Origin of the sequence: Pseudoduganella umbonata (assembly GCF_014192225.1) — a bacterium.
In the GTDB taxonomy this organism is placed as follows: domain Bacteria; phylum Pseudomonadota; class Gammaproteobacteria; order Burkholderiales; family Burkholderiaceae_D; genus Rugamonas; species Rugamonas umbonata.
This window is the reverse complement of the sequence record NZ_JACHXS010000010.1, coordinates 256,521-278,734: the sequence shown is the minus strand read 5'-3', so window position 1 is coordinate 278,734 and position 22,214 is coordinate 256,521. Positions and strand designations below refer to the sequence as shown.

General features: G+C 67.1%; 20 protein-coding genes. 13 read left to right on the top strand and 7 right to left on the bottom strand.

What is annotated here, in order from left to right:
• Nucleotides 1–1,620: an FAD-dependent oxidoreductase gene (locus tag FHS02_RS23730; protein WP_137315483.1), complete on the top strand. Its 1,620-nt coding sequence runs from the start codon at nt 1–3 to the stop codon at nt 1,618–1,620.
• 1 nt (nt 1,621) lies between these two features.
• Nucleotides 1,622–2,146, top strand: a complete 525-nt coding sequence (locus tag FHS02_RS23725) for a GNAT family N-acetyltransferase (protein ID WP_137315484.1) — start codon at nt 1,622–1,624, stop codon at nt 2,144–2,146.
• Between the two features lie 9 nt (nt 2,147–2,155).
• Here the strand turns inward: FHS02_RS23725 and FHS02_RS23720 are convergent, their stop codons facing one another.
• The 3 genes from FHS02_RS23720 to FHS02_RS23710 form a co-directional block, all read right to left on the bottom strand.
• Nucleotides 2,156–2,698 carry an acyl-CoA thioesterase gene (locus FHS02_RS23720; RefSeq protein WP_137315485.1) on the bottom strand — a complete coding sequence of 181 codons (543 nt, stop codon included), beginning with the start codon at nt 2,696–2,698 and terminating at the stop codon, nt 2,156–2,158.
• A gap of 214 nt (nt 2,699–2,912) precedes the next feature.
• Nucleotides 2,913–3,935 carry an alpha/beta hydrolase gene (locus tag FHS02_RS23715; protein WP_137315486.1) on the bottom strand — a complete coding sequence of 341 codons (1,023 nt, stop codon included), beginning with the start codon at nt 3,933–3,935 and terminating at the stop codon, nt 2,913–2,915.
• Nucleotides 3,936–3,999: 64 nt separating this feature from the next.
• Nucleotides 4,000–4,791: an alpha/beta fold hydrolase gene (locus tag FHS02_RS23710; protein WP_137315487.1), complete on the bottom strand. Its 792-nt coding sequence runs from the start codon at nt 4,789–4,791 to the stop codon at nt 4,000–4,002.
• Nucleotides 4,792–5,115: 324 nt separating this feature from the next.
• Here FHS02_RS23710 and dgoD point away from each other — a divergent pair, with 324 nt between their 5' ends.
• From dgoD to FHS02_RS23665, 9 genes are all read left to right on the top strand, one after another.
• Nucleotides 5,116–6,264, top strand: a complete 1,149-nt coding sequence (gene dgoD, locus FHS02_RS23705) for a galactonate dehydratase (protein WP_183444266.1) — start codon at nt 5,116–5,118, stop codon at nt 6,262–6,264.
• The gene (locus FHS02_RS23700; RefSeq protein WP_137315488.1) at nt 6,258–7,214 is read left to right on the top strand and encodes a 2-dehydro-3-deoxygalactonokinase; all 957 of its coding nucleotides are present in this window, start codon (nt 6,258–6,260) and stop codon (nt 7,212–7,214) included. Before dgoD ends, FHS02_RS23700 begins: the two co-directional genes overlap by 7 nt.
• A gap of 9 nt (nt 7,215–7,223) precedes the next feature.
• Entirely contained in the window at nt 7,224–7,847 is a 624-nt protein-coding gene (locus FHS02_RS23695) for a 2-dehydro-3-deoxy-6-phosphogalactonate aldolase (protein ID WP_137315489.1), read from the top strand.
• A gap of 102 nt (nt 7,848–7,949) precedes the next feature.
• A complete protein-coding gene (locus FHS02_RS23690) occupies nt 7,950–10,415 on the top strand; it encodes a beta-galactosidase (RefSeq protein ID WP_137315490.1) in 2,466 nt (821 codons plus the stop codon).
• A gap of 26 nt (nt 10,416–10,441) precedes the next feature.
• Nucleotides 10,442–13,093 carry a TonB-dependent receptor gene (locus tag FHS02_RS23685; protein WP_137315491.1) on the top strand — a complete coding sequence of 884 codons (2,652 nt, stop codon included), beginning with the start codon at nt 10,442–10,444 and terminating at the stop codon, nt 13,091–13,093.
• A 174-nt stretch (nt 13,094–13,267) separates the two neighbouring features.
• Nucleotides 13,268–14,482 carry a glycoside hydrolase family 53 protein gene (locus FHS02_RS23680; RefSeq protein ID WP_137315492.1) on the top strand — a complete coding sequence of 405 codons (1,215 nt, stop codon included), beginning with the start codon at nt 13,268–13,270 and terminating at the stop codon, nt 14,480–14,482.
• A gap of 100 nt (nt 14,483–14,582) precedes the next feature.
• Nucleotides 14,583–15,539 (top strand): LysR substrate-binding domain-containing protein, encoded by a 957-nt coding sequence (locus FHS02_RS23675; protein ID WP_137315493.1) that lies wholly within the window; start codon nt 14,583–14,585, stop codon nt 15,537–15,539.
• Entirely contained in the window at nt 15,536–16,342 is an 807-nt protein-coding gene (locus FHS02_RS23670) for a PPK2 family polyphosphate kinase (RefSeq protein ID WP_137315494.1), read from the top strand. The genes FHS02_RS23675 and FHS02_RS23670 overlap by 4 nt, the downstream gene beginning before the upstream one ends.
• Nucleotides 16,343–16,442: 100 nt before the next feature.
• On the top strand, nt 16,443–17,060 hold the full coding sequence (locus FHS02_RS23665; RefSeq protein WP_137315495.1) for a glutathione peroxidase: 618 nt from the start codon (nt 16,443–16,445) through the stop codon (nt 17,058–17,060).
• On the opposite strand, the gene FHS02_RS23660 is transcribed toward FHS02_RS23665, so the two are convergent.
• Nucleotides 17,061–17,453: a rhodanese-like domain-containing protein gene (locus tag FHS02_RS23660; protein ID WP_137315496.1), complete on the bottom strand. Its 393-nt coding sequence runs from the start codon at nt 17,451–17,453 to the stop codon at nt 17,061–17,063.
• Between the two features lie 118 nt (nt 17,454–17,571).
• Between FHS02_RS23660 and ftrA the strand changes: the two genes are divergently transcribed.
• Nucleotides 17,572–18,555, top strand: a complete 984-nt coding sequence (gene ftrA / locus FHS02_RS23655; protein ID WP_137315497.1) for a transcriptional regulator FtrA — start codon at nt 17,572–17,574, stop codon at nt 18,553–18,555.
• Nucleotides 18,556–18,630: 75 nt separating this feature from the next.
• On the top strand, nt 18,631–18,984 hold the full coding sequence (locus FHS02_RS23650) for a DUF1428 domain-containing protein (protein ID WP_137315498.1): 354 nt from the start codon (nt 18,631–18,633) through the stop codon (nt 18,982–18,984).
• A 25-nt stretch (nt 18,985–19,009) separates the two neighbouring features.
• Here the strand turns inward: FHS02_RS23650 and FHS02_RS23645 are convergent, their stop codons facing one another.
• Genes FHS02_RS23645 through FHS02_RS23635 form a run of 3 tightly spaced genes read right to left on the bottom strand, consistent with a single transcriptional unit; the run spans nt 19,010 to nt 22,213 of the window.
• Nucleotides 19,010–20,836 carry a chorismate-binding protein gene (locus FHS02_RS23645; RefSeq protein WP_137315499.1) on the bottom strand — a complete coding sequence of 609 codons (1,827 nt, stop codon included), beginning with the start codon at nt 20,834–20,836 and terminating at the stop codon, nt 19,010–19,012.
• A 4-nt stretch (nt 20,837–20,840) separates the two neighbouring features.
• Nucleotides 20,841–21,443 (bottom strand): nucleoid occlusion factor SlmA, encoded by a 603-nt coding sequence (gene slmA, locus FHS02_RS23640; protein ID WP_137315500.1) that lies wholly within the window; start codon nt 21,441–21,443, stop codon nt 20,841–20,843.
• The gene (locus tag FHS02_RS23635; protein WP_137315501.1) at nt 21,443–22,213 is read right to left on the bottom strand and encodes a pyrimidine 5'-nucleotidase; all 771 of its coding nucleotides are present in this window, start codon (nt 22,211–22,213) and stop codon (nt 21,443–21,445) included. The genes slmA and FHS02_RS23635 overlap by 1 nt, the downstream gene beginning before the upstream one ends.
• Between the last annotated feature and the right edge of the window lies 1 nt (nt 22,214).

Genomic DNA, 22,214 nt, shown 5'->3' with positions numbered 1-22,214 from the left:
ATGCAACGCCGTTCCTTCCTGCGCTGGACCGCCGCTCTCGGAGCCGGCGGTGCCGCCGCCGCCGCCGGCATCGTCGCCTATGGGCGCTGGCGCGAAATCAAGCCCGCACTGCATTTCCCCGGCCGCGCCGAGGGCCATTATTTGCGTGACCGCCAGGCGCTGCCTGCACCGTCGGAGACGATCGAGGCGGACGTCGCGGTGCTGGGCTCCGGCATCGCCGGCCTGACGGCGGCGTGGAAGCTGCACCGCGAAGGCGTGGGCAACGTGGTGATGGTCGACGGCCCGGAACCGTTCGGCAACGCGGCCGGCGGCGCCCATGGCGCGCTGGCCTATCCGACCGGCGCGCACTATCTGCCGATCCCGCCGCAGGAATGCCTGCACATGCGGCACCTGCTGTACGACCTGGGCATCATCACGCGCGATCCCTACGGCCCGAAGCCGTACTACGATGAAAAGCTGATCCTGCACGCGCCCCATGAACGGCTGCTGTACCAGGGCAAATGGCAGGAAGGCATCGTGCCGCGTGCCGGCGTGCCACAGGCCGAGCTGGCCGAGCACGCGCGCTTCAACGCCGAGATGGAAAAGCTGCATGCCACGCGCGGGGCCGACCGCCGCAAGGTGTTCACGCTGCCGGCCGCGCATGCCTCGGCCGATCCGGCCTGGCGCCGGCTCGACACGATCACGTTCAAGACCTGGCTGGAACAGAACAATTACCGGGCGCCCACCTTGCTGTGGTACCTCGACTACTGCTGCCGCGACGATTACGGTATCGGCATCGACAAGGTTTCCGCCTGGGCCGGCCTGCATTACTTTTGCGCGCGCGGCGGCGAAGCGTCCAATGCGGAAGGCGGTGCATGGCTGACGTGGCCCGGCGGGCTGCAACCGCTGGCGCAGAAGCTGGCCGAGCGCACGGGGGCGCGGCGCATGGCCGGCACGGTGGCCTCCGTCAAACAGGTGGACGGGCGCGCCGAGGCGCTGTGCTTCGTGCTGGAGAACGGCAAGCCGCGCACGTACCTGGTGCGGGCCCGCAAGGCCATCTGCGCAATGCCGCTGTTCGTGGCCAGCCGCGTGGTCGAGGACATCGCGCAGTATGGCTTCGACCCCGCACGGCACATGCCGGCCTACGCGCCCTGGCTGGTAACGAACTTCCTGCTGGACCGCTTCCCGGAAGAGCTGCCCGACGCGCCGCTGTCGTGGGACAACGTGGTGCACGGCACGCAGGGCCTCGGCTACGTGGTTTCCACGCACCAGGACATCCGGCAGGCGCCGCCGGCGCAGACGGTGTTCACCAGCTACGTCGCGCTGGCCGATCGCGATCCGCGCGAAGCACGCAAATGGATGGAGACCGCAGCGCCCGAGGAATTGCTGGCGCTGGCCACCGTCGACCTGCGCGCGGCCTACGGCAGTGCTTTCGACGGCTGCGTGCTGCGCGCCGACATCACGTTGCGCGCCCACGCCATGGCGGCGCCGCTGCCGGGCTTTCTCTCCAATCCCGGCGTGCAGGCGCTGCGCGATGCCAGCGGGCCGGTGCTGTTCGCGCATGCCGACCTGTCGGGCTTTTCAGTGTTCGAGGAAGCGTCGTGGTGGGGATGGCAGGCGGCGCGGGCGGCACTGTCCTGAGATGAACGCATTGCTCCCTCCCGCCGCGCTGCCCGTCCTGTGCGGCGAGCGTGTAACGCTGAGGCCGATGGATGAACACGATGCCGCGGCCCTTTTCGCCATCTATGGCGATCCGCTGGTCATGCGCCACACCGGCGAAGACCCGTTTCCCGAGCTGGCCACGGTCGGGCAGATGCTGGCCAGCGTGCGCCGCTTACTGGCCAGTGGCCAGTCGCTGGAGTGGGCGATCGTGCTGGCCGGCAGCGGCGAACTGGTGGGCACATGCGGGCTGCACAGCTTCGACGCGGCGGCCCGCGCCGCGCAGGTGGGCTGCCTGCTCAGGCGCTCGGCCTGGGGTCGGGGCATCATGCCGGAGGCGCTTGCCGTCCTGGCGGCGTATGCCGCCGAGGTATTGCGGCTGCATGGTTTAATGGCCGACGTCGCGCCGCAGAATACACGGGCTCGCCGCATGTTCAGACGGCTCGGGTACCGCGAGGATGGCAACGATATGCTGCGCATCGGACTGCGCCCGGCGCCGCGCGCATAGCCGGCAGTCCTAGTCGGCGTTCAGCTTCATCGCCGCATCCAGGTCCAGCATCGCCTGCACCGCGGCATCGAGCGGCGGCGACTGCACGCCGGTCACGCCCACGCTCTGGAAGATGGTTTCGATCGGCACGAAGCCGCGCGCCTTGCGGGAGTACAGCCCGGCCAGCACCAGCGCCCGCGTCGCCACCACGTCGCCGTCGGCCAGGATGCGCTGTTCGAACACGACACGGTTTTCGGTCCACGCCACGATCCGCGTCTCGAGCACGAACGACTGGAACAGGCGCAGCTCGCGGCGGAAGCGGATCGCGCCGCCGCCGACGATTGGCGTCCACTTGTTCTTCAGTACGGCGCCCAGGAGCCCCATGCGCAGCATGATGTCGGTGCGGCCCAGGTCGAACAGCGTCCAGTAGCGGCCGTTGTTGACGTGGCCGTTGGTGTCGAGGTCATTGAACCAGACGCGGAAGTTCAGGCGCGACACGCCGTGCGGCGCGGCCAGCTTGGGGCGGAACGGGGTGCTGATCAGCAGGTACAGCAGGCGGAACCACAGGTTCATCGGAATTCCTGTTGAAAAATCGGCATGCTGGAGCATGCCGATGGCTTTGGCAAGGAGCGTTTCCTCTAGTCGATGCAAGAAGGGCACCCATCAAGGGTGCCCTGCATGCCTGCCACCGGCAGTGCAGCAAAGTTGCCTGGAAAATGGGCGGTCCGCCGATGCGGTACGTCCCCATTTTCCGGCAACATTTCCTGCACCTGCTTACTGCTACTGCTTACTTCAACCGCAGCTTCAGCTCACCCGCCGCCTGCTCCATCGCCCCACGCACGGCCGGCACGTCGGACAGAGCGTTGAGCAGACCGAAGTCGTGGATCATGCCGTTGTAGCGCACCGATTTCACCACCACGCCAGCGGCATCGAGCTTGCGGCCGTAGGCCTCGCCCTCGTCGCGCAGCACGTCGAACTCGGCGGTCTGGATCAGCGTGGGCGGCAAGCCTTTCAGCTGTTCGGTGCCGGCCTGCAGCGGCGATGCGTAGATCTCCTGGCGGGCCGCCGCGTCGCGGGTGTAATTGTCCCAGAACCAGGTCATCATGTTCTTCGTCAGGAAGTGGCCGTTCGCATACTGCCGGTAGGACGGCGTGTCGAAGTTCGCATCCGTCACGGGCCACAGCAGTACCTGGGCACGCAGCGCCGGGCCGCCCTTGTCCTTGGCCATCAGGCTGACCACAGCCGCCATGTTGCCGCCCACGCTGTTGCCGGCCACCGCCAGGCGCTTGCCGTCCACGCCGATCTCGCGGCCATGTTCAGCCACCCAGCGGGTCGCGGCATAGGCTTCGTTGATCGCCACGCCGTAGCCCGCTTCCGGCGACGGCGTGTAGTTGACGAATACCGCCGCCGCACCGGAACCGCTGACCAGGTCGCGCACCAGCCGCTCATGGGTCGGGAAGTCGCCCAGCACCCAGCCGCCGCCGTGGAAGAACATGAACGCCGGAACGGTCCCCTTCACGCCGGCCGGGCGCACGATCGTCAGCTTGACGGGCTTGCCATCGAGCGTCACGGTCTTTTCGCTCACATCGGCCGCCGGCAGCTTGACGTTGGCGCCAGCCTGCGCACCTACCAGCACGGCGCGTGCTTCCTGCGGCGTCATCTGCTCGATCGGCTTGCCGCCTTCGATCGCCTGCAGGAAGCCGGCGGTTTGCCGTTCGACGCCGGGCAGGGCGGCTGCGGTGGCTGCGGTGGCCGCGGTGGCACTAATGGCGAGCAGGGCGGTAGCGAGGAGGGTCTTGGCGGTGTTCATGGTATTTCCTTTGCTTGTTATTAGATAGTGTGCGACTTATTGGGTATGGCTACGTACGGCGAGATTACTTGGCCTGTGCGGCGGTTTCGATCAGCTTCGCTACGGCGGCCGGGTGCGACGTCATCACCACGTGGGAAGCGCCCGGGATCGCCACGGTCTGCCGCGATTGCGCACGGTCGGCCATGAACTGCAGTGCCGCTGCCGGGATGTTCTTGTCGGCGGTACCGTAGACGAAGTACGACGGCACGTTCTTCCAGGCAGGAGTGCCGGCCGCTTCGGTCAGCGCCGCTTCGGCGATCGGGCGCTGTGCAACCGCCATCAGTTCGGCCTGGGCTTTCGGCAAGTCGGCGGCGAACTGCTGGTGGAACTTGTCTTGCTGGATGTAGAAATCCTTGCCGCCGTCCGGCAGGGCCACCGGCTCGGCCAGTGCCGGGCCCAGCGTGCCGCCCGGGTAGCGGCCCGACAGTTCGAGTGCCGTCTCGCCCTGGTCCGGTGCGAATGCCGCCACGTACACCAGGCTCTTCACGTTCGACTGGCCGTACGCCGCGGCCGAGATCACGGCGCCGCCGTACGAGTGGCCAACCAGCACGACCGGGCCCTTGACGCTTTTCACGATCGTGGCCACGGCAGCGGCATCGCCTTTCACGCTGCGCAGCGGGTTGGCCGCGCCGATCACGGTGTAGCCGTCGGCGCGCAGTTTCGCGGCCACGCCGTTCCAGCTGGTCGAATCGGCGAACGCGCCGTGGACCAGGATGACGGTCGGTTTGACGCCGGCGGCCGGGGCAGCCGGCGCGGCGAGAGCCGATGCGGAACCGATGATCGACAGGGCGAGGGCGATGGTTTTGATGGCTTTCATGGTGATCTCCTAGCAAGTGTAAGTTAATAACGTTCGATTAAATAGCGTGCTACTTGTTTGGTTCCACTGTGCCGGGATTTTCCCGGCGTCGCGTTGCTGCCTGGCTGCCGCTGCTTGCTGCTTGCTGCTTGCTGCTTGCTGCGTCAACCCATGGACTGAAGTATAAGTAGCGTGCGATTTAATTGCAAGCGATTTTTAATCTTTTTTGCATGGGTGGTCCGACACAGCCAGATATGTAAATTTGATATACGTTCTGATGAATAATCAATATTTCATGTCTATCTGATCGCGCTACACTGGCCTGACCACATTCCCCCTGCCGACATGAAAATCACCAAGCTCACGCTGTACCGGGTGCCGCCCCGCTGGATGTTCCTGAAGATCGAAACTGACGAAGGCATCACCGGCTGGGGCGAGCCGGTAATCGAAGGCCGCGCGCGGACCGTCGAAGCGGCCGTCAACGAACTGAGCGAATACCTGGTGGGCCAGGACCCGACCCGCATCAACGACCTGTGGCAGGTGATGTATCGTGGCGGCTTCTACCGGGGCGGGGCGATCCTGATGAGCGCGATCGCCGGCATCGACCAGGCGCTGTGGGATATCAAGGGCAAGGCGCTCGGTGTGCCCGTCTACGAACTGCTGGGCGGCCGCGTGCGCGACAAGATGAAGATGTACAGCTGGGTGGGCGGCGACCGCCCGGCCGATGTCATCGACGGCATCCTCACGCTGCGCGAGATCGGCATCCAGACGTTCAAGCTGAACGGCACCGAGGAACTGGGCATCATCGATACGGCATCGGCCGTCGATGCCGCCGTCAGCCGTATCGCGCAGATCCGCGAAGCGTTCGGCAACACGATCGAATTCGGCATCGACTTCCATGGCCGCGTGGCCGCGCCGATGGCGAAAGTGCTGCTGCGCGAACTGGAAGCGCACCGCCCGCTGTTCGTCGAGGAGCCGGTGCTGGCCGAGCAGGCCGAGTACTATCCGCGCCTGGCCGAATACACGTCGATTCCGCTGGCCGCCGGCGAGCGGATGTACTCGCGCTTCGAATTCAAGCACGTGTTCCAGCGTGGCGGCATCTCGATCGTGCAGCCGGACCTGTCGCACGCCGGCGGCATTACCGAATGCGTGAAGATCGCCTCGATGGCCGAGGCCTACGACGTGGCGTTCGCCCCCCATTGCCCGCTGGGCCCCGTGGCGCTGGCCTCGTGCCTGCAGGTGGACTTCGTATCGCACAACGCCGTGCTGCAGGAACAGAGCATGGGCATCCACTACAACAAGGGCGCCGAGCTGTTCGACTACGTTGTCAACCGCGAAGACTTCCAGATCACCGATGGCTACTTCCCGCCGCTGCCCAAGCCGGGCCTGGGCGTGATCGTCGACGAGGAACGGGTCATCGCCGCCAGCCAGAATCCGCCGGACTGGCGTAACCCGGTGTGGCGCCACCCCGATGGCAGCGTGGCGGAATGGTAAGCACGCCCGCGCTCATCGGCCTGGACTGGGGCAGCACCAGCCTGCGCGCGTGGCTGATCGCGTCCGACGGCACGGTGCTGGAAGAACGCAAGGCGGACAAGGGGGCTTCCACGCTGTCCGGCCACGAGGCGTTTGCCGCGGCGTTCGATGACGTGTCCGGCGCCTGGCGCGCCGCGCATGCGGGTGTGCCGGTACTGGCCTGCGGCATGGTCGGCAGCGCGCACGGCTGGCTGGACGTGCCGTACGCGCGCTGCCCGGCCGGCAGCGACGCGCTGGCCGCCGGCCTGCGCCGCCCCGATGGCGGCCAGGATAATGGACCCTACATCGTGCCCGGCGTGCTGTTCGACGACACGAGCCTGCCGCCGGACGTGATGCGCGGCGAGGAAACGCAGGTCGTCGGCGCGTTGCACCTGCACGACACGCTGCGTGCTTCCAGCTGCGTGGTCATGCCCGGCACCCACTCGAAATGGGCGCAGATCTGCGCTGGCCGCATCGTGCGCTTCGCTACGCACATGACGGGCGAGCTATATGCCGTGCTGCGCCAGCATTCGGTGCTGGGGCGCCTGATGCCGGACGACGTGCCGGTCGATCCGGATGCGTTCGTGCAGGGTGTCGACGCGGCGCGCGACCATGGCGAGCTGGGGCTGCCGCACCAGATGTTTGCCGCGCGCAGCCTCGGCGTCACGGGGCGCCTGCCGCACGAGATGCTGGCCGATTACCTGTCCGGCCTGCTGATCGGCCACGAATTGCGCGCTGGCCTGCAGTGGCGTGCAATGGCCGGCCTGGGCGCGCAGCCGCTGGCGCTGGTGGGCGCGCCCGACCTGTGCGCCCGCTACCAGGTGGCGCTGCACCGTTTCCAGCGGCCGGCCGACCTCGTGCTGGATAATACGGCCCCCGCGGGGCTGCTGGCACTGGCCCACGCGGCAGGCCTGCTGCCGCTTGAAACCTGAAGGGTTCCGATGAACGTATTCGACGAAGCATTTGCAACACTGCCGCTGGTCGCGATCCTGCGCGGCCTGCGCCCGGACGAAGCCGAAGGCATCGGCGCCGCGCTGTATGGCGCCGGCTTTCGCCTGATCGAAGTGCCGCTCAATTCCCCCGAGCCGTTCGAGTCGATCGCGCGCCTGGCGCGCAGCCTGCCGGCCGATGCCGTGCTGGGCGCGGGCACCGTGCTGGAGACGGCGGCGGTGGCGCGCGTGCGCGATGCCGGCGGCAAGCTGATCGTGATGCCGCACGCGGATACGGAAGTGATCCGCGCCGCGAAGGCGGCCGGCATGTATTGCGTGCCCGGCGTGGCCACGCCCACCGAGGCGTTCGCCGCGCTGAAGGCCGGTGCCGATGCCCTGAAGCTGTTCCCGGCCGAACTGATCACGCCGGCCGTGGTCCGTGCCATGCGTGCGGTGTTGCCTAAGGACAACAAATTGCTTCCGGTGGGTGGTATTACTCCTGACAATATGTCAGACTTCCGCGCCGCCGGCGTTGCCGGCTTCGGACTCGGGTCCGCCCTGTATAAACCTGGCATGGATGCCGCATCCGTTGCCGCCAACGCAAAGGCTTTCGTCGACGCCTGGAAGCAGAAGTAGAGCACACCCTGTAAGCACACCCTGTAGATAAAGCACACCCTGCCAACCGGCGACGCGCCCGCGACCAGCGGGCGTTGCCGGAACCGATTACCTGGAGACTGGATGAGCAAGCATTTGACGCGGCCCGCACTGGCGCTGGCGGCAGCATTGGCGATGTGCGGCACGCATGCCGCGCAGGTCATCGGCGTGGACGCATCGGCACCGGCTGCCGCACCCGTGAGCGGCCACCTGCAGCTCGGTACCGCGACGACACCGAAAGGCAGCGCACTGGGCGCGAATAACCGCTACCTGACGCTCGACGGCCAGCCGTGGATGCCCGTGATGGGCGAGTTCCACTATTCGCGCAGCCCGGCGGCAACGTGGGAAGCGGAACTGGCAAAGATGAAGGCGGCCGGCATCACCGTCGTGGCCAGCTACGTGATCTGGAATCACCACGAACCGAAGGATGGTGCGTTCGACTGGAAGGGCGATCGCGACCTGCGCCGCTTCGTGCAACTGTGCGGCAAGCTGGGGCTGAAGGCCGTCGTGCGCGTCGGCCCGTGGGTGCACGGCGAAGTGCGCTATGGCGGCATCCCCGACTGGGTGGTGGACGGCATGCGCACGCGCGGCGACGATCCGCAGTACCTGCGCCACGTGGCGCGGCTGTACCGCGAAATCGGCGCGCAGCTGAAGGGCAGCCTGTGGAAGGATGGCGGCCCCGTCATCGGCCTGCAGCTGGAAAACGAGTACAACTTGAGCGGCCCAGGCGAGGGCGCCGGCCATATCGCCACCTTGAAGAAGCTGGCGCTACAGGCGGGCATGGACGTGCCGTACTACACCGTCACCGGCTGGGATGGCGCGCAGTATCCGTCCGGCCAGGTCACGCCCGTGTTCGGCGGCTATGTCGACGAGCCATGGGCCGTGTCCACCACGGAACTGCCGCCGAAGGAAACCTACGCGTTCCGCTTCGACAGCCGCGTGTCCGGCGACCTGGGTGCGCAAACAAAATCGCACGGCCCCGGCACCGCCGAGACGGACATCGACAAGACGCCGTTCCTCGGCGCCGAATACGGCGCCGGCCTGCCGTTCATGTACCGCCGCCGCCCGGTGGTCTCGCCGGACGACATCGCCTCGATGCTGCCGGTGCAGCTGGGGTCCGGCGTGAACCTGATGGGCTACTACATGTTCCACGGCGGCCGTAACCCGGTCGGCGGCACCACGCTGGAAGAAAGCAGCATCAGCGGCGGCTACAACGACACGCCGGCGATCAACTACGACTTCCAGGCGCCGCTGGGCCCGGACGGCCAGCAGCGCCCCGTGCTCGGCTACCTGCGCCCGTTCCACTATTTCATCGCCGGCTTCGGCGACCGGCTGGCGCCGATGACGGTCCGCAAGCCCGACGTGACGCCGGCCGGAACGCAGGATTTGCGCACGCCGCGGGTGGCTGTGCGCAGCAGCGGCGACAGCGCCTTCGTGTTCGTCAACAACCACGTGCGCCAGTACCCGATGCCGGCGCAGTCGCTGCAGTTCGACGTGAAACTGGCCGGCGGCACGGTGCGATTCCCGCGCCAGGCCGTGACCGTGCCGAACGGCGCCTACGCGATCTGGCCGGTGAACTTCGACCTGGACGGCACGCGCCTGCGCTATGCGACGGCACAGCCGGTCGCCCGTCTCGATGGCGGTGCCGATGGCATCACGTACGTGTTTGCCGCCGCCGCCGGCGTTCCCGTCGAGCTGGCGCTGGAAGCCGGCGGTGCGACGGTGGAGACGTCCGCCAGCGGCGTTACCGAACAGGGCGCCACGATCCTCGCCGTGACGCCGGGCACGTCGCGCGCGCTGACGATCCGCCGCGCCGGCGCCAGGCCGGTCCACCTGCTGGTGCTGACGGCCGAGCAGTCGCGCCAGCTGGTCATTGGCGAGATCGGCGGCGAGATCGGCGGCCAGCGCCGCCTGGTACTGAGCAGCCAGCAAGCGTGGTTCGAAGGCGGCAAGCTGCACCTGCGCTCCGTCGATGAACCGACGCTGCGCTTCGCCGTCTACCCGGCGCCAAAGCGTGCGCCGAAAGCCCGGCATCCATTTACCGCGCGGGGCAAAGACGGCGTATTCCAGGCTTATGAAGCCACGCTGCCGGCAGTGCGGCTGACGGCCACCGCCACGCCGCTGCGCGAAGCGCGCCCGGCACCGGCGGTAATGAAGGGCGGCCTCGCCAAGGCGGCCATCCAGCCGATCCCGGAAGCCTGGCGCAGCGCCGCCACCTGGCGCATCGACGTGCAGCCGGATGCCCTGAAACACGTCGACGATGCGCTGCTGCAGATCGACTTCACCGGCGACATCGGCCGCCTGTTCGACGGCACGCGGCTGGCCGACGACTGGTACTACAGCGGCTACGGCTGGCAGGCAGGCCTGAAGGCGCTGGCTGCGAAAGAGGAACTGTCGCTGGCGGTGCTGCCGCTGCGTGCCGATGCCCCGGTCTACATCCCGAAAGAAGCACGTCCCGAATTCGGCGCGCAGGCGCAGGTCGCGCGCGTCAATAAAGTGAGCCTGGTACCTGTCTACAAGGTCACCGTCGAGCTCACCGCCACCCCATAAAAAATTATCACACCATCGGAGAAAGCATGAACTTCACCAAGCAACCAGGTCGCCGCCACGCGATCGCCATCGCCGCGGCCATCTGCGCGATGCCGGCACTGGCCCAGACCACCGACACCCCGGCCGCGCCAGCGGCGGAAACGCAGCAGGTCGTCGTGACCGGCATGCGCGCCAGCCTGCAGAAGGCCCAGGACCTGAAAAAGAACGCCGACCAGGTGGTCGACTCGATCGTGGCCGACGACATCGGCAAGCTGCCCGATTCGAACGTGGCCGAAGCGCTGCAACGGATCACCGGCGTGCAGATCTCGCGCAGCCGCGGCGAAGGCGACCGGGTGCAGATCCGCGGCCTGTCGCAGACCCAGACGCTGGTCAACGGCCGCTCCATCTTCACGGCCGGCAAGGAACGCGGCCTGTCGTTCCAGGACGTGCCGTCCGAACTGCTGGCCGGCGCCGACGTGTACAAGAGCCCGACGGCCGAACAGGTCGAAGGCGGCATCGGCGGCGTGATCGACCTGCGCATGCGCCGGCCGTTCGACTTCGCCGGCCTGAAAGTGGCAGGGACCGTCAAGGCCACCAATGCCGACTACGCGGACAAGCGCAACGGCGAAGGCTCGCTGCTCGTGTCGAACCGCTGGAAACTGAACGGCCAGGATTTCGGCGCGCTGATCTCGATCGCGCACCAGAAGCGCGACTACCGTTCGGACATGCAGGAACTGGATCCGCCGGCCCAGCTGGCTGACGGTACGGGCGCCTACGCGCCGATCGGCGCCTGGTATTCCTACGAGATGGGCGAACGCGAACGCACCGGCATCAATTCGTCGCTGCAGTGGCGCCCGATGCGTGGCGTCGAGCTGTACCTGGACGCCAATTTCACTAAGCTGGAAAGCAAGACCGACACCTACGGCTTCTACGGTTCGCCGTACTGGCCGAACTGGTCGGCCGAGACCAATGCCGGCGCCATGTGGCCACGCGGCAGCGTCACCACCGAGAACGGCAATGTCACCAAGGGCACGTTCTACGGCGCCGACCTGACCACCTCCGGCTACATCGGCGACAACGACACCAAGACGCGCCAGCTGGCGATCGGCGGTTCGTGGCGCGCCAACGGCTGGACCGTCAAGTCCGAGCTGGGCTACACCAAGAGCAATTTCGAGCGCTTCTACCAGGAAGTGCGCCTGGGCGTGGGCACCAGCAGCCCGGCATTCACGTATGACCTGACGACCGAGCTGCCGTCCGCCTACCCGGAACTGGCCAACCCGAACGACCTGGTCACGCCATCGCAGTACTGGGCCAGCAAGGCGCTGTACTTCCGCCAGAAGAACGAAGGCCGCGAGACCACGTGGCGCGGCGACGTCGAGCGCAACCTGGACAGCGACCTGATCCCGCGCATCAAGGCGGGCGTGCGCCTGACCGACCGCAAGGCATCGAGCTCCGAGATCAACACGATCGACGACATCTGGAACGCCGGCGGCACCGGCCCCGTGGGCGGCGCGCTGCCGGGCCTGGCGAGCCAGATCGGCACGATTCCGTACAGCGACCTGCTGCACCGCGAAGGCGCCGGCACGATCCCGAAACAGTGGCTGTCGATCGCCAACCTGGACTGGCTGCGCGACCCGCAGACCGTGCGCAACGCGTTGGGCCTGGCGGTGCCGGCCTTCGATGCGGGGCAGACCTTCGACTTCGGCGAGAAGACCCAGGCGCTGTACGGCATGGCCGACTTCGAATCCGAACTGCTGGGCAAGGAAGTGACCGGTAACTTCGGCGTGCGCTACGTGCGCACGAAAACCGAGCGCCGCTGGCAGGAACTGCAGAACAACGGCTACGTGACGCGCCAGGCCGATACCACCGACGACGACTTCCTGCCGAGCGTGAACGCGCGCATGGAACTGACGGACAAGCTGATCGCCCGCGTCGCCGCCTCGAAAGTGGTGACCCGGCCGGACTTCAACCAGCTGACCCCGAGCCTGTCGCTGGACGCCAACAACCGTACCGGCTTCGTCGGCAACCCGGACCTGCAGCCGCTGTCGGCACGCCAGTTCGACACCACGCTGGAGTACTACCTGAGCCAGAGCGACTACGTGTTCGCCGCGGCGTTCTACAAGAAGGTCGACGGCTTCATCCAGACCACCACCAGCGACGTGAAGTACGGCGACACCACGTATGCGGTGCGCACGCCGTCGAACGGCAACGACGGCACGATCAAGGGCCTGGAAATCGGCTACCAGGGCTTCTTCACGAACCTGCCGGGCTACTGGAAGGGCCTGGGCCTGCAAGCCAACTTCACCTACGTGCACAGCAAGGCGCCGGGTCCGCTGGAAGGCCAGCAGACCGCGCTGGAAAACCTGTCGAAGCAGAGCTACAACATCGTCGGCATGTATGACTGGAACGACGTCGCGTTGCGCCTGGCGTACAACTACCGCGGCAAGTACCTGGCCGGCACGGAGAACTACTACGTGAACAACGGCGCGACGATGTCGCAGACGCCGGCGTACATGAACGGCTACGGCCTGGTCGATGCCTACGCCAGCTACCAGCTGACGAAGAACCTGAAGGTGGCATTCGAAGTCAGCAACCTGACCCGCAAGTCGCGCAGCAGCTACTACGGCGTCACCGGCACGCAGTTCGGCCGCTACGCCGACGACCGCCGCTTCGGCCTGAGCCTGCAAGCGAACCTGTAACGGAAGACGGCATGCGGCCGGCGCAGCGATTCGCCAGCGCCCGCCGCATGCCGCATTCACGCCGATCCACGCACCCGCGTGGCTGATGGCCGCACCGACCGGCGCGGCCATTTTTTTCGGCTCTGGCCAACGATATACGACCCGCCATACAACCATCAAATACCGGAGACAAAGATGATGACATTCTCATTCCGCCCCTTCGCGCTGGCCGCGCTGCTGGGCGCCTCGCTGTGCGCCATGCTGCCCGCGGCAGCCAACGAACCGCTGCTGGCCGGCGGCGATTACTCGGTGCTGCCGCTGATGGAAAAGCACGGCGCCGTCTTCAGCGACCGCCAGGGCAAGCCCGGCGACGCGCTGCAGATCCTGCGCGCCTCCGGCCACAACATCGCCCGCCTGCGCCTGTATGAAGGCCCGGGCCCCGGCACCGGCAACGAAGGCTGGCACTGGCCGGCCGGCTCGATGGACTTGCCCGACCTGCTGAAGATGGCGCGCCGCAGCGCGGACCTCGGCATGCAGATCGAGCTGACGTTCCACTACAGCGACTTCTGGACCAACAGCAAGACGCAGATCGTGCCGGCGAAGTGGCGCGCCGAGCTCGATAAACTCCCGGACGACAACGCCCGCTTCGAGCGGCTGCGCCAGCTGGTGTTCGAGCGCACGCGCGAAGTGATGGCGGCGCTGAAGGCGCAGGGCACCACGCCGCAATTCGTTTCGGTCGGCAACGAGACCGAGGGCGGCATGCTGTACCCGTACGGGAAACTGGGCGGCAAGACGCTCGATGAAAACTGGCCGCGCCTGGGCGCGCTGTTCCAGGCCGGCTACGACGGCGTGAAGGCCGTATCGCCCGCCAGCCGGGTGATCATCCACCTGGACGACGGCGGCAACGTGGCCAAGTACCGCCATTACTTCGACCACCTGCAGAAATTGGGCGTGAAGTGGGACGTGATCGGCGCCTCGTACTACCCGTTCTGGACCAAGCGCAACGTCGCCCAGTTCACCGCTTTCGCGCAGGAGATCACGAAGCACTACGACCGCGACCTGTTCGTGATGGAGACAGGCTTCAACTGGTCGCCGGTCCTGCCGAACGGCCATGCCGGCCAGTTGTCCGACAACGGCCCGTATCCGGCATCCATGAGTTCCCCCGAGGGCCAGGCCGCGTTCATCGACGAGTTGCTGGGCGCGCTGCGCCGCACCGACCGCGTGCTGGGCGTGCTGTACTGGGACCCGGTGATGATCGAGGTTCCGGGTACCGGCTGGGCGGTGCGCGACGCCGACGGCAAGCCGGGTGCCAACGTGGTGTCGAACACCACGATGTTCGATTTCAAGGGTCGCGCGCTGCCGGTGCTCGATGCGTGGCGCAAGCATACGCCGCCCGTGCGCAAGGAGTGAACACGGCAGCGCTGCGATTGACGGAGGCAGGGTAGCGGCCTATCATGGCTGACGCACCGGGGATTTGCACCCGGTTTTGCCTCCGATCGCGTCACCCTGCATGCACGACATTCTTTCCGACCGATTCGTCCGCTCCCACCTGAAGATGCGCCAGCTCGTGCTGCTGGTGGAACTTGGCCGCCATGGCTCGATTCTCCACGCGGCACAGGCGGCGAACCTCACGCAGCCGGCCGCCTCGAAGCTGCTGGCCGAACTGGAACACGCGCTGAACGTGCAGCTGTTCGAACGGCTGCCGCGCGGCGTGCTGCCCACCTGGTATGGCGAAGTGCTGATCCGCCGTGCCGGCGCCGCGCTGGCGGAGATGGATGCGGCGCACCAGGAAGTGATGGAGCTGCTGGCCGGCCTGTCCGGCAAGGTCAATATCGGCGCGGTGCTGACGCCATCGGCCGGCCTGCTGCCCGATGCGATCAAGCTGCTCAAGACGCGCCATGCGCGCGTGCGCGTGTCCGTCACCGTCGACACCAGCAAGCTGCTGACCGACAAGCTGCGTGCCGGGGAACTCGATATCGTGATCGGCCGCGTGCAGGACTCGAACGCCGCCGGCGAACTGCTGTTCGAACCGATCACCAACGAGCCGCACAGCCTGATCGCCGGTGCCGGCCATCCGCTGGCCACGCGCACCGACCTGGCGCCGTCCGACCTGGCCAGGGAGCCGTGGATCGTGCCGCCGGCCGGCTCGGTGCTGCGCGACCGGTTGACGGCGCTGTTCCTGTCGCATGGCCTGGAGCCGCCGTCGGACACCGTGGAAGCGATGGCGCTGCCCGTCATCGTCAACCTGCTGGCCGGCAGCCGCATGATATCGGCGCTGCCGGCCGAACTGGTGCAGCCCTACCTGGACATGGGGATGATCACCGTTCTCCCGTATGACCTGGGCCTGACGATGGACCTGTATGGTATCGTCACCCGCAAGCAGCATCGCCTGTCGCCCGGCGCGGAAGCGATGCTGGCGACGCTGCGCGAAGTGGCCGCGCAGCGCTATCCACGGGAGCATGGATGAAGGCCTGCAAACTGTTTCGCGTTGTCGACCGGCCCGAGCTGGCCGACAAGGACGCGGCGCTCACGCCGCTGTGCAGCGGCGACGAGCATGCGGACCGGCAGTTCGGCAAGGGCCTGCACAGGGAAATCGCGGTGCTGCAGGAAATGCTGTACGCCGAGCACCGGCGCAAGGTGCTGCTGGTGCTGCAGGGTGTCGATTGCGCCGGCAAGGACGGTACCGTGCACCGCCTGTTCCGCAAGATCAATCCGATGGGACTTCGCCCCGTGCGTTTCGACGTGCCCACCGCCGCCGAGACCGCGCGCGACTTCCTGTGGCGCGTGCACCTGCAGGTGCCGCGCCAGGGCGAGATCGCCGTGTTCAACCGCAGCCATTACGAAGACGTGCTGCACCCGGTCGTCCATGACCTGATCGACGGCCGCGAGACCGACCGCCGTTATGCGCAGATCCGCGACTTCGAACGCATGCTGGCCGAATCGGGCACCACGATCGTCAAGGTGTTCCTGCACATTTCAAAGGACGAGCAGCGGCGGCGGCTGCAGGACCGCATCGACGACGTGGAGAAGCACTGGAAGTTCGACCCGGACGACCTGAAGAATCGCAGGAAATGGTCCGCATACCAGGCGGCCTACGAAAGGGCGATCGCCGAAACCGATGCGCCCCACGCGCCGTGGTACATCGTGCCGGCCGATTCGAAGCCGCACCGGGATATCGCCGTGGCCGCGCTGCTCGCGGAGACGATGCGGGGCATGAACCTCGCGTATCCGCCGGGCGATCCGAAGCTGGCGAAGCTCAGGGTGAAGTAGGCTGGGGTCTGACCGGTTTTCGCCGTGTTTTCGGCTGCGCATCAAAAACCGGCCCGACCAGCATACAATGGCCTTTTACCATCACATCGTTGGATTCGACATGACCATATTGTCCAGGTTCGCGGCCATCTCCGCATTCGGCGTGCTGGCGGCGGCATCCGCGTTCGCGCAGCAGCCCGCGCCATCCACCCCGGCTGCTTCGCCAGCCACTCCGGCGGCCGCGCCCCGCTATGCCGGCTGCCCCGCCATCCTGCACCGATCGTTCAAGCGCCTGCAGGACGAAGCTTCGCAGGACCTGTGCCAGTATGCCGGCAAGGTGGTGCTCGTCGTGAACACGGCCAGCTACTGCGGTTACACCAAGCAATATGAAGGACTGGAGGCGCTGCATACGAAATATGCGGACAAGGGCCTGGTGGTGCTGGGCTTCCCGTCGAACGATTTCGGCAAGCAGGAACCCGGTACGGCGAAGGAAATCGCCGACCTGTGCTTCAACACCTATGGCGTCAAGTTCCCCATGTTCGCCAAGACGGTGGTGTCGGGCAGCGCGCCGAACCCGCTGTACGCCGACCTGATCAAGGCCACCGGCAAGGCGCCCGGCTGGAATTTCCATAAATACCTGATCGGGCGCGACGGCAAGGTGATCGAGAACTTCCCCAGCAAGGTGACGCCGCAGGACAAGGCCCTGGTCGGGGCGATCGAGAAGGCGCTGGCTTCCTGATCAGCCGCGGACGAGTTCGAACCCCTCGTCCAGCCATCCGGTCACGCCGCCCGGCATGGTTTTCACCGGCCGCCCCAGCCTGGCGAGCCGGATGGCGGCGCGGGCCGCGCCGTTGCAGTGCGGACCGGCACAGTAAGTCACGAACAGGGTATCCGCCGGATACTCGGCCAGCTTCGAACCGATGATCTTGCGGTGGGCGAGATCGATCGCGCCCGGCAAGTGTCCTTCGGCATACTTTTCGGACCCGCGCACGTCCAGCACCACGAAATCCTGCTGCGGCGTGCCGAGCACGCTGTGCACGTCCCAGCAATCCGTCTCGAAGCGCAGCGAACCTTCAAAATGCGCCAGCGCCGCGTCGGCGGGGGCGGCGAGTACTTCGGTCACGATCGACATGTTTTCTCCCTTGTTTGTGTGCAGTTGTGTACATCTGGTTGGTATCGAGGCTTCATTGTCGGCCCGGCCGGCGCCGCGCTGCAGTGGCGCGGATGCCAATCCGCGTTAAGATCGCGCCATGGCACCTTCCTCCATTAAAAAACCCCACCTCGTCGTCGCGCTGGCCTACGACGGCCTGTGTACCTTTGAATTCGGCTGCACGGTCGAGCTGTTCGCCCTCGACCGGCCGGAACTGGGCGTGGACTGGTACGACTTCCAGGTATGCGCCGTGGAACGGGGACCGATCCGCGCGGCCGGCGGCATCACCGTACAGGCGCGCTATGCGCCCGGCCTGCTGAAGAAGGCCGATACCATCGTCATTCCCGGCTGGCGCGACGCCGATGAAGCGCCGCCGCCGGCGCTGGTGGCGGCATTGCGCGCCGCCCACGCACGCGGTGCCCGCCTGTGCTCGATCTGCTCCGGCGTATTCGTGCTGGCCGCGGCCGGCGTGCTCGATGGCCAGCGCGCCACCACGCACTGGCGCTATGCCGCCCGGCTGGCGCAGCGCCACCCGGCGATCGTGGTGGAGCCCGATGCGCTGTACATCGACAACGGGCAGGTGATCACGTCCGCCGGCTCGGCCGCCGGGCTGGACATGCTGCTGCACCTGGTCCGGCGCGACTACGGTGCGCGCGTCGGCAACATGGTGGCGCAGCGGCTCGTGGTGGCACCGCATCGCGAGGGCGGGCAGGCGCAGTTCCTGCCGCGGCCGATGCCGGCCGACGAGGCGGGCCGGCTGGCGAAGCTGATGGACTGGCTGCGGCGGCATCCGGGGCAAGCGCACACGGTGGCCTCGATGGCCGACCGGGCGGCGATGAGCGCGCGCACGCTGCAGCGCCAATTTCGGGATACCACCGGGATGGGACCGGTCGAATGGCTGACGCGCGAGCGGGTGGCCCTTGCCAAGGAGCTGCTGGAATCGCCGCTGCCGCTGACCCAGGTGGCCGAGCGGGCCGGCTTCGGCTCGGAGGAAACGCTGCGGCATCACTTCCGGCGGCTGGCGGCGACGACGCCCGGCGCTTACCGGAAGGCATTCCTTGTTGCAACGACATCCGTCGACTAAGCTGCATGGCGCGGCCGCCCGGCCGCGCATCCTGAATCCGAGATCGAAATCCAGCATCCAACAAAGGAGTCCACCATGCCTTATGTCGATGGTTTCGTCGTCCCCGTCCCGAAAGACAAGATCGAAGCGTACCGTGCGATGGCCGAAACGGCCGGCGCCGTGTGGCGCGAGCACGGCGCGCTCGAGTTTCGCGAGTGCATTGCCGACGACGTAAAAGCGGGAGAAGTCACGTCTTTTCCACAGGCGGTGCAGCTGAAGGACGATGAAACGGTGTTCTTTTCGTGGATCGTCTATAACTCGCGCGAGGAACGCGATGCGATCAATGAAAAAGTGATGAACGATCCGCGCCTGAAAGACACGATGGCGTCGATGCCGTTCGACGGCAAGCGCATGTTCTGGGGTGGCTTCCAGACGTTCGTCAGCCTGTAGGTGACGCCGGCCTCCGGGCCTGCCATCACGTATCGACCAGTTCGGCGCGCAGCGCGCCCCGCAGCGCGTTGCAGACGACGATTTCCTCGGCCCCTGCCAGCGTGCTGCGCGTGATGACCGTTTCCGTGGCACCCCATGCTTCCAGTACCACGGCGCGCATCACGCCCGGCAGCAGGCCGCTGGCCAGCGGCGGCGTCAGCCAGCCGCCGCCGATGCGCACGAACACATTGCTGCGGCCGCCCTCGGTCAGTTCGCCCCGTTCGTTGAAGAACAGCTGGTCGAACGCGCCCTGCGCTTCGGCCGCCTTCCAGGCTGCATCGTAGCCGGCGCGCAGCGTGGTCTTGTGGCGCAGGAACAGGTTGTCCGACGCGGTCGGCGCATCGGCCAGCAGCACGCGCACCGGCTGCTGCAGCGGCGTCAGCAGGCCGCTCTGCATCGCGAAGCCGCCCGCCGCGTTCAAGGCGAGCCGCAGCCGGCACTCGCGGCCGGGCGGCAGCGCTTCGCAGGCGATCGCGATGTAGGCCCGGGCGGCCGCCTCGTCCCATTGAAAACCGAAGTAGCGGGCCGAGCGCGCCAGCCGTGCCAGGTGGCGCTCGACGTGCCGGGCACCCTGCTCGCGCGTGGCATGCATGGTTTCGAACAGGTCGAAATCGTTCGACAGGCCGGTCAGGAAGCGCGCCTTCAGCCCGCATTCGGCATATTCGTCCGCCGCCACGCTGTCGTGCACGATGCCGGCGCCCACGCCCATCTCGCCGCGGCGCACGCCGTTCGCCGGCGGCTGCAGCGTCAAGGTGCGGATCGGCACGTTCAGGCAGAAATCGCCCGGCGCACCGGGCCGCGGCGGGTCGAACCAGCCGATCGCGCCGGTGTACAGGCCGCGCGGTTCCGGCTCCAGTCCGGCGATGATTTCCATCGTGCGCCGCTTCGGTGCGCCGGTGATCGAGCCGCACGGATACAGCGCCGCGAACAGGTCGGCCAGCGTGGCGTCCTGCCGTACTTCGGCCTGCACGGTGGAGGTCATCTGCAGCACGCTGCTGTAGCGCCGCACTTCGAACAGGGCCGGCACCTTGACCGTGCCGGTCACGGCAACGCGGCCGATGTCGTTGCGCAGCAGGTCGACGATCATCAGGTTTTCCGCGCGATTCTTCGGGTCGGCGGCCAGGGCGGCGGCGCGTCGCGCGTTTTCGCCGTCGATGTCTTCGGCCTGGCCCGGCAGCGCTGCCGGCGCGGTACCCTTCATCGGCTGGGCAGTGAGCGTATTGCCGGTGCGCCGCACGAACAGTTCCGGCGACAGCGACAGCACCGCCGTGCCATCGTCGGCAAGTACCAGGGCGCCGTACGGTACCGGCTGGCGCGCGCGCAGGCGCTGGTACAGCGCGCACGGCGCGCCGAATGCATCGAAGCGCAGCCGGTAGGTGTAGTTGACCTGGTAAGTGTCGCCGGCCGCGATATAGGCGCGGATTTGCGCGATCGCGGCCGCGAACGCCGTTTCGGTGACGTTCGACGCGATGCCGGCCAGGCCGGCGATGCCGGTGCCGCGGTCCTGTTCCCGCGCCATCAGCCAGCGCGCCACGGCTTCGCCGTCCAGGTGGTCGCAGCGGCGGAACAGCAGCACCTGTGCCAGCGGCACGCCGGCTTCGCGCGGCGCGATGCCGACGATGTGGTGGCCCAGCTCGTAGCTGCACAGCGCGACGGCGAACAGGCCTTCGGCCAATGCCGTTTCCATGTCCTGCAACAGCGCCGGCCACGTGTCGAACGACGTGCAGCGCAGCGTGCGCACGTGGCCTGTGAGCAGGCGCGAGCGGCCGCCGGCCGCGGCGTCGTCGAGCAGGGCGAAGCAGTTGGCGTTCATCGCATCAGCGCAGCAGCAGCGCGATCTGCGTATTCGCGTCCTGCGCCGGGGACAGGACGAAGCCGCTCTTCGCATAGCGGTGCCAACAGCCCAGCACGAACGCCACCATCAGGCTGGCGCGCGCGGCGATGTCGCGATCCTGGTCGCCGCCAGGGCTCGACGCGGTGGCAGCGGCGACGTCGGCGGCAGCCTGCCGCAACGCGCCTTTCAGCGCCAGTTCCACGCGGTCGTAGAAGCCGTTCATGCGCTGCTGCAGCCGTTCGTCTTCGCCCACCAGCGCGTCGCCGATCAGCACGCGCGTCATGCCCGGGTTGTTGGCGGCGAAGTGCAGCAGCATGGCCAGGATGTCGCAGGCCTGCGCCAGGCCGTCCTGCTGGCGTTCGGTGATCTGGTTGATCAGGCCGAACACCGAGGATTCGATGAATTCGATCAGTCCCTCGAACATCTGCGCCTTGCTGGCGAAATGGCGGTACAGCGCCGCCTCGGAAACTTCGAGCCGCCGCGCCAGCGCGGCCGTGGTGATCTTTTCGCCCTTTGGATGCTCGAGCATCGCGGCCAGGGCCTGGAGGATTTGCAGCTTGCGCTGGCCGGAGGGTTGGGTTGGCATTATTCGATCACGGTATTGCGGCGCAAACGGGACAGCCGCGCCGGCAGGTGTTTGACGGATTTTACTTTGACGTCGACCCAGCCGGGGCGGTTGAGGCGTTTCGGCGGGTGGGCGGTGCCGATCGGGTCGCCCACCTTCAGGTATTGCGTGACCCATGCCGTGCGCATGCCCAGCGCGTGCGCGGTGCGCAGGTTGGCCAGCGTGTCTTCGACCAGGATGCAGCGGCGCGGCGCCACCTGCTGCCGGCGCATCACCTTGCGCAGCAGCAGCTTCGACGGCTTGGGCCGGAGCTGCCCATGCACGCGCATCGATTCGATCGCGATGTGGTGCGAGAAGTGGCGCTGTATGCCCAGGTGGCGCAGCACCATCGTCGAGTAGCGGTGCGGCGCATTGGTCAGCAGCACCTTGCGGCCCGGCAGCCGTTTCAGCAACTGGCCAAGGCCTTTCTCGTGCCGGATCATCGAGAGCAGGTCCTCCATGCCGTGCGTTTCGGCGAGAAAATGATCGGCTTTTACGCCATGGTGCTTCACCAGTCCCAGCAGGGTGGCGCCGTAGCGCTTCCAGTACAGCGTGCGCGCGGCGTTCACGGCATCGGTGTGCGCCGGCGTCATGCCATCGCCCAGCACGCGTGCGATGTACGTGTTCATGTTCGCCGTGATCGCCGGGAAGATGGCGTGCGACGCATTGTGCAGCGTGTTGTCGAGGTCGAACAGCCAGACCGGGGCCAAAGGTTTAATATTCACGTCTCTCGGAACTGCAAAGGTAGCCATG

What these genes read in the sequence shown, in the direction of transcription:
- FHS02_RS23660 (WP_137315496.1), bottom strand. Translation starts at nt 17,453, where the DNA reads ATGTCGATCGTGACCGAAGTACTCGCCGCCCCCGCCGACGCGGCGCTG.
- FHS02_RS23725 (WP_137315484.1), top strand. Translation starts at nt 1,622, where the DNA reads ATGAACGCATTGCTCCCTCCCGCCGCGCTGCCCGTCCTGTGCGGCGAG.
- FHS02_RS23645 (WP_137315499.1), bottom strand. Translation starts at nt 20,836, where the DNA reads ATGAACGCCAACTGCTTCGCCCTGCTCGACGACGCCGCGGCCGGCGGC.
- FHS02_RS23720 (WP_137315485.1), bottom strand. Translation starts at nt 2,698, where the DNA reads ATGAACCTGTGGTTCCGCCTGCTGTACCTGCTGATCAGCACCCCGTTC.
- FHS02_RS23715 (WP_137315486.1), bottom strand. Translation starts at nt 3,935, where the DNA reads ATGAACACCGCCAAGACCCTCCTCGCTACCGCCCTGCTCGCCATTAGT.
- FHS02_RS23685 (WP_137315491.1), top strand. Translation starts at nt 10,442, where the DNA reads ATGAACTTCACCAAGCAACCAGGTCGCCGCCACGCGATCGCCATCGCC.
- dgoD (WP_183444266.1), top strand. Translation starts at nt 5,116, where the DNA reads ATGAAAATCACCAAGCTCACGCTGTACCGGGTGCCGCCCCGCTGGATG.
- FHS02_RS23665 (WP_137315495.1), top strand. Translation starts at nt 16,443, where the DNA reads ATGACCATATTGTCCAGGTTCGCGGCCATCTCCGCATTCGGCGTGCTG.
- FHS02_RS23670 (WP_137315494.1), top strand. Translation starts at nt 15,536, where the DNA reads ATGAAGGCCTGCAAACTGTTTCGCGTTGTCGACCGGCCCGAGCTGGCC.
- FHS02_RS23650 (WP_137315498.1), top strand. Translation starts at nt 18,631, where the DNA reads ATGCCTTATGTCGATGGTTTCGTCGTCCCCGTCCCGAAAGACAAGATC.
- FHS02_RS23680 (WP_137315492.1), top strand. Translation starts at nt 13,268, where the DNA reads ATGATGACATTCTCATTCCGCCCCTTCGCGCTGGCCGCGCTGCTGGGC.
- ftrA (WP_137315497.1), top strand. Translation starts at nt 17,572, where the DNA reads ATGGCACCTTCCTCCATTAAAAAACCCCACCTCGTCGTCGCGCTGGCC.
- FHS02_RS23710 (WP_137315487.1), bottom strand. Translation starts at nt 4,791, where the DNA reads ATGAAAGCCATCAAAACCATCGCCCTCGCCCTGTCGATCATCGGTTCC.
- FHS02_RS23700 (WP_137315488.1), top strand. Translation starts at nt 6,258, where the DNA reads ATGGTAAGCACGCCCGCGCTCATCGGCCTGGACTGGGGCAGCACCAGC.
- slmA (WP_137315500.1), bottom strand. Translation starts at nt 21,443, where the DNA reads ATGCCAACCCAACCCTCCGGCCAGCGCAAGCTGCAAATCCTCCAGGCC.
- FHS02_RS23695 (WP_137315489.1), top strand. Translation starts at nt 7,224, where the DNA reads ATGAACGTATTCGACGAAGCATTTGCAACACTGCCGCTGGTCGCGATC.
- FHS02_RS23730 (WP_137315483.1), top strand. Translation starts at nt 1, where the DNA reads ATGCAACGCCGTTCCTTCCTGCGCTGGACCGCCGCTCTCGGAGCCGGC.
- FHS02_RS23690 (WP_137315490.1), top strand. Translation starts at nt 7,950, where the DNA reads ATGAGCAAGCATTTGACGCGGCCCGCACTGGCGCTGGCGGCAGCATTG.
- FHS02_RS23675 (WP_137315493.1), top strand. Translation starts at nt 14,583, where the DNA reads ATGCACGACATTCTTTCCGACCGATTCGTCCGCTCCCACCTGAAGATG.
- FHS02_RS23635 (WP_137315501.1), bottom strand. Translation starts at nt 22,213, where the DNA reads ATGGCTACCTTTGCAGTTCCGAGAGACGTGAATATTAAACCTTTGGCC.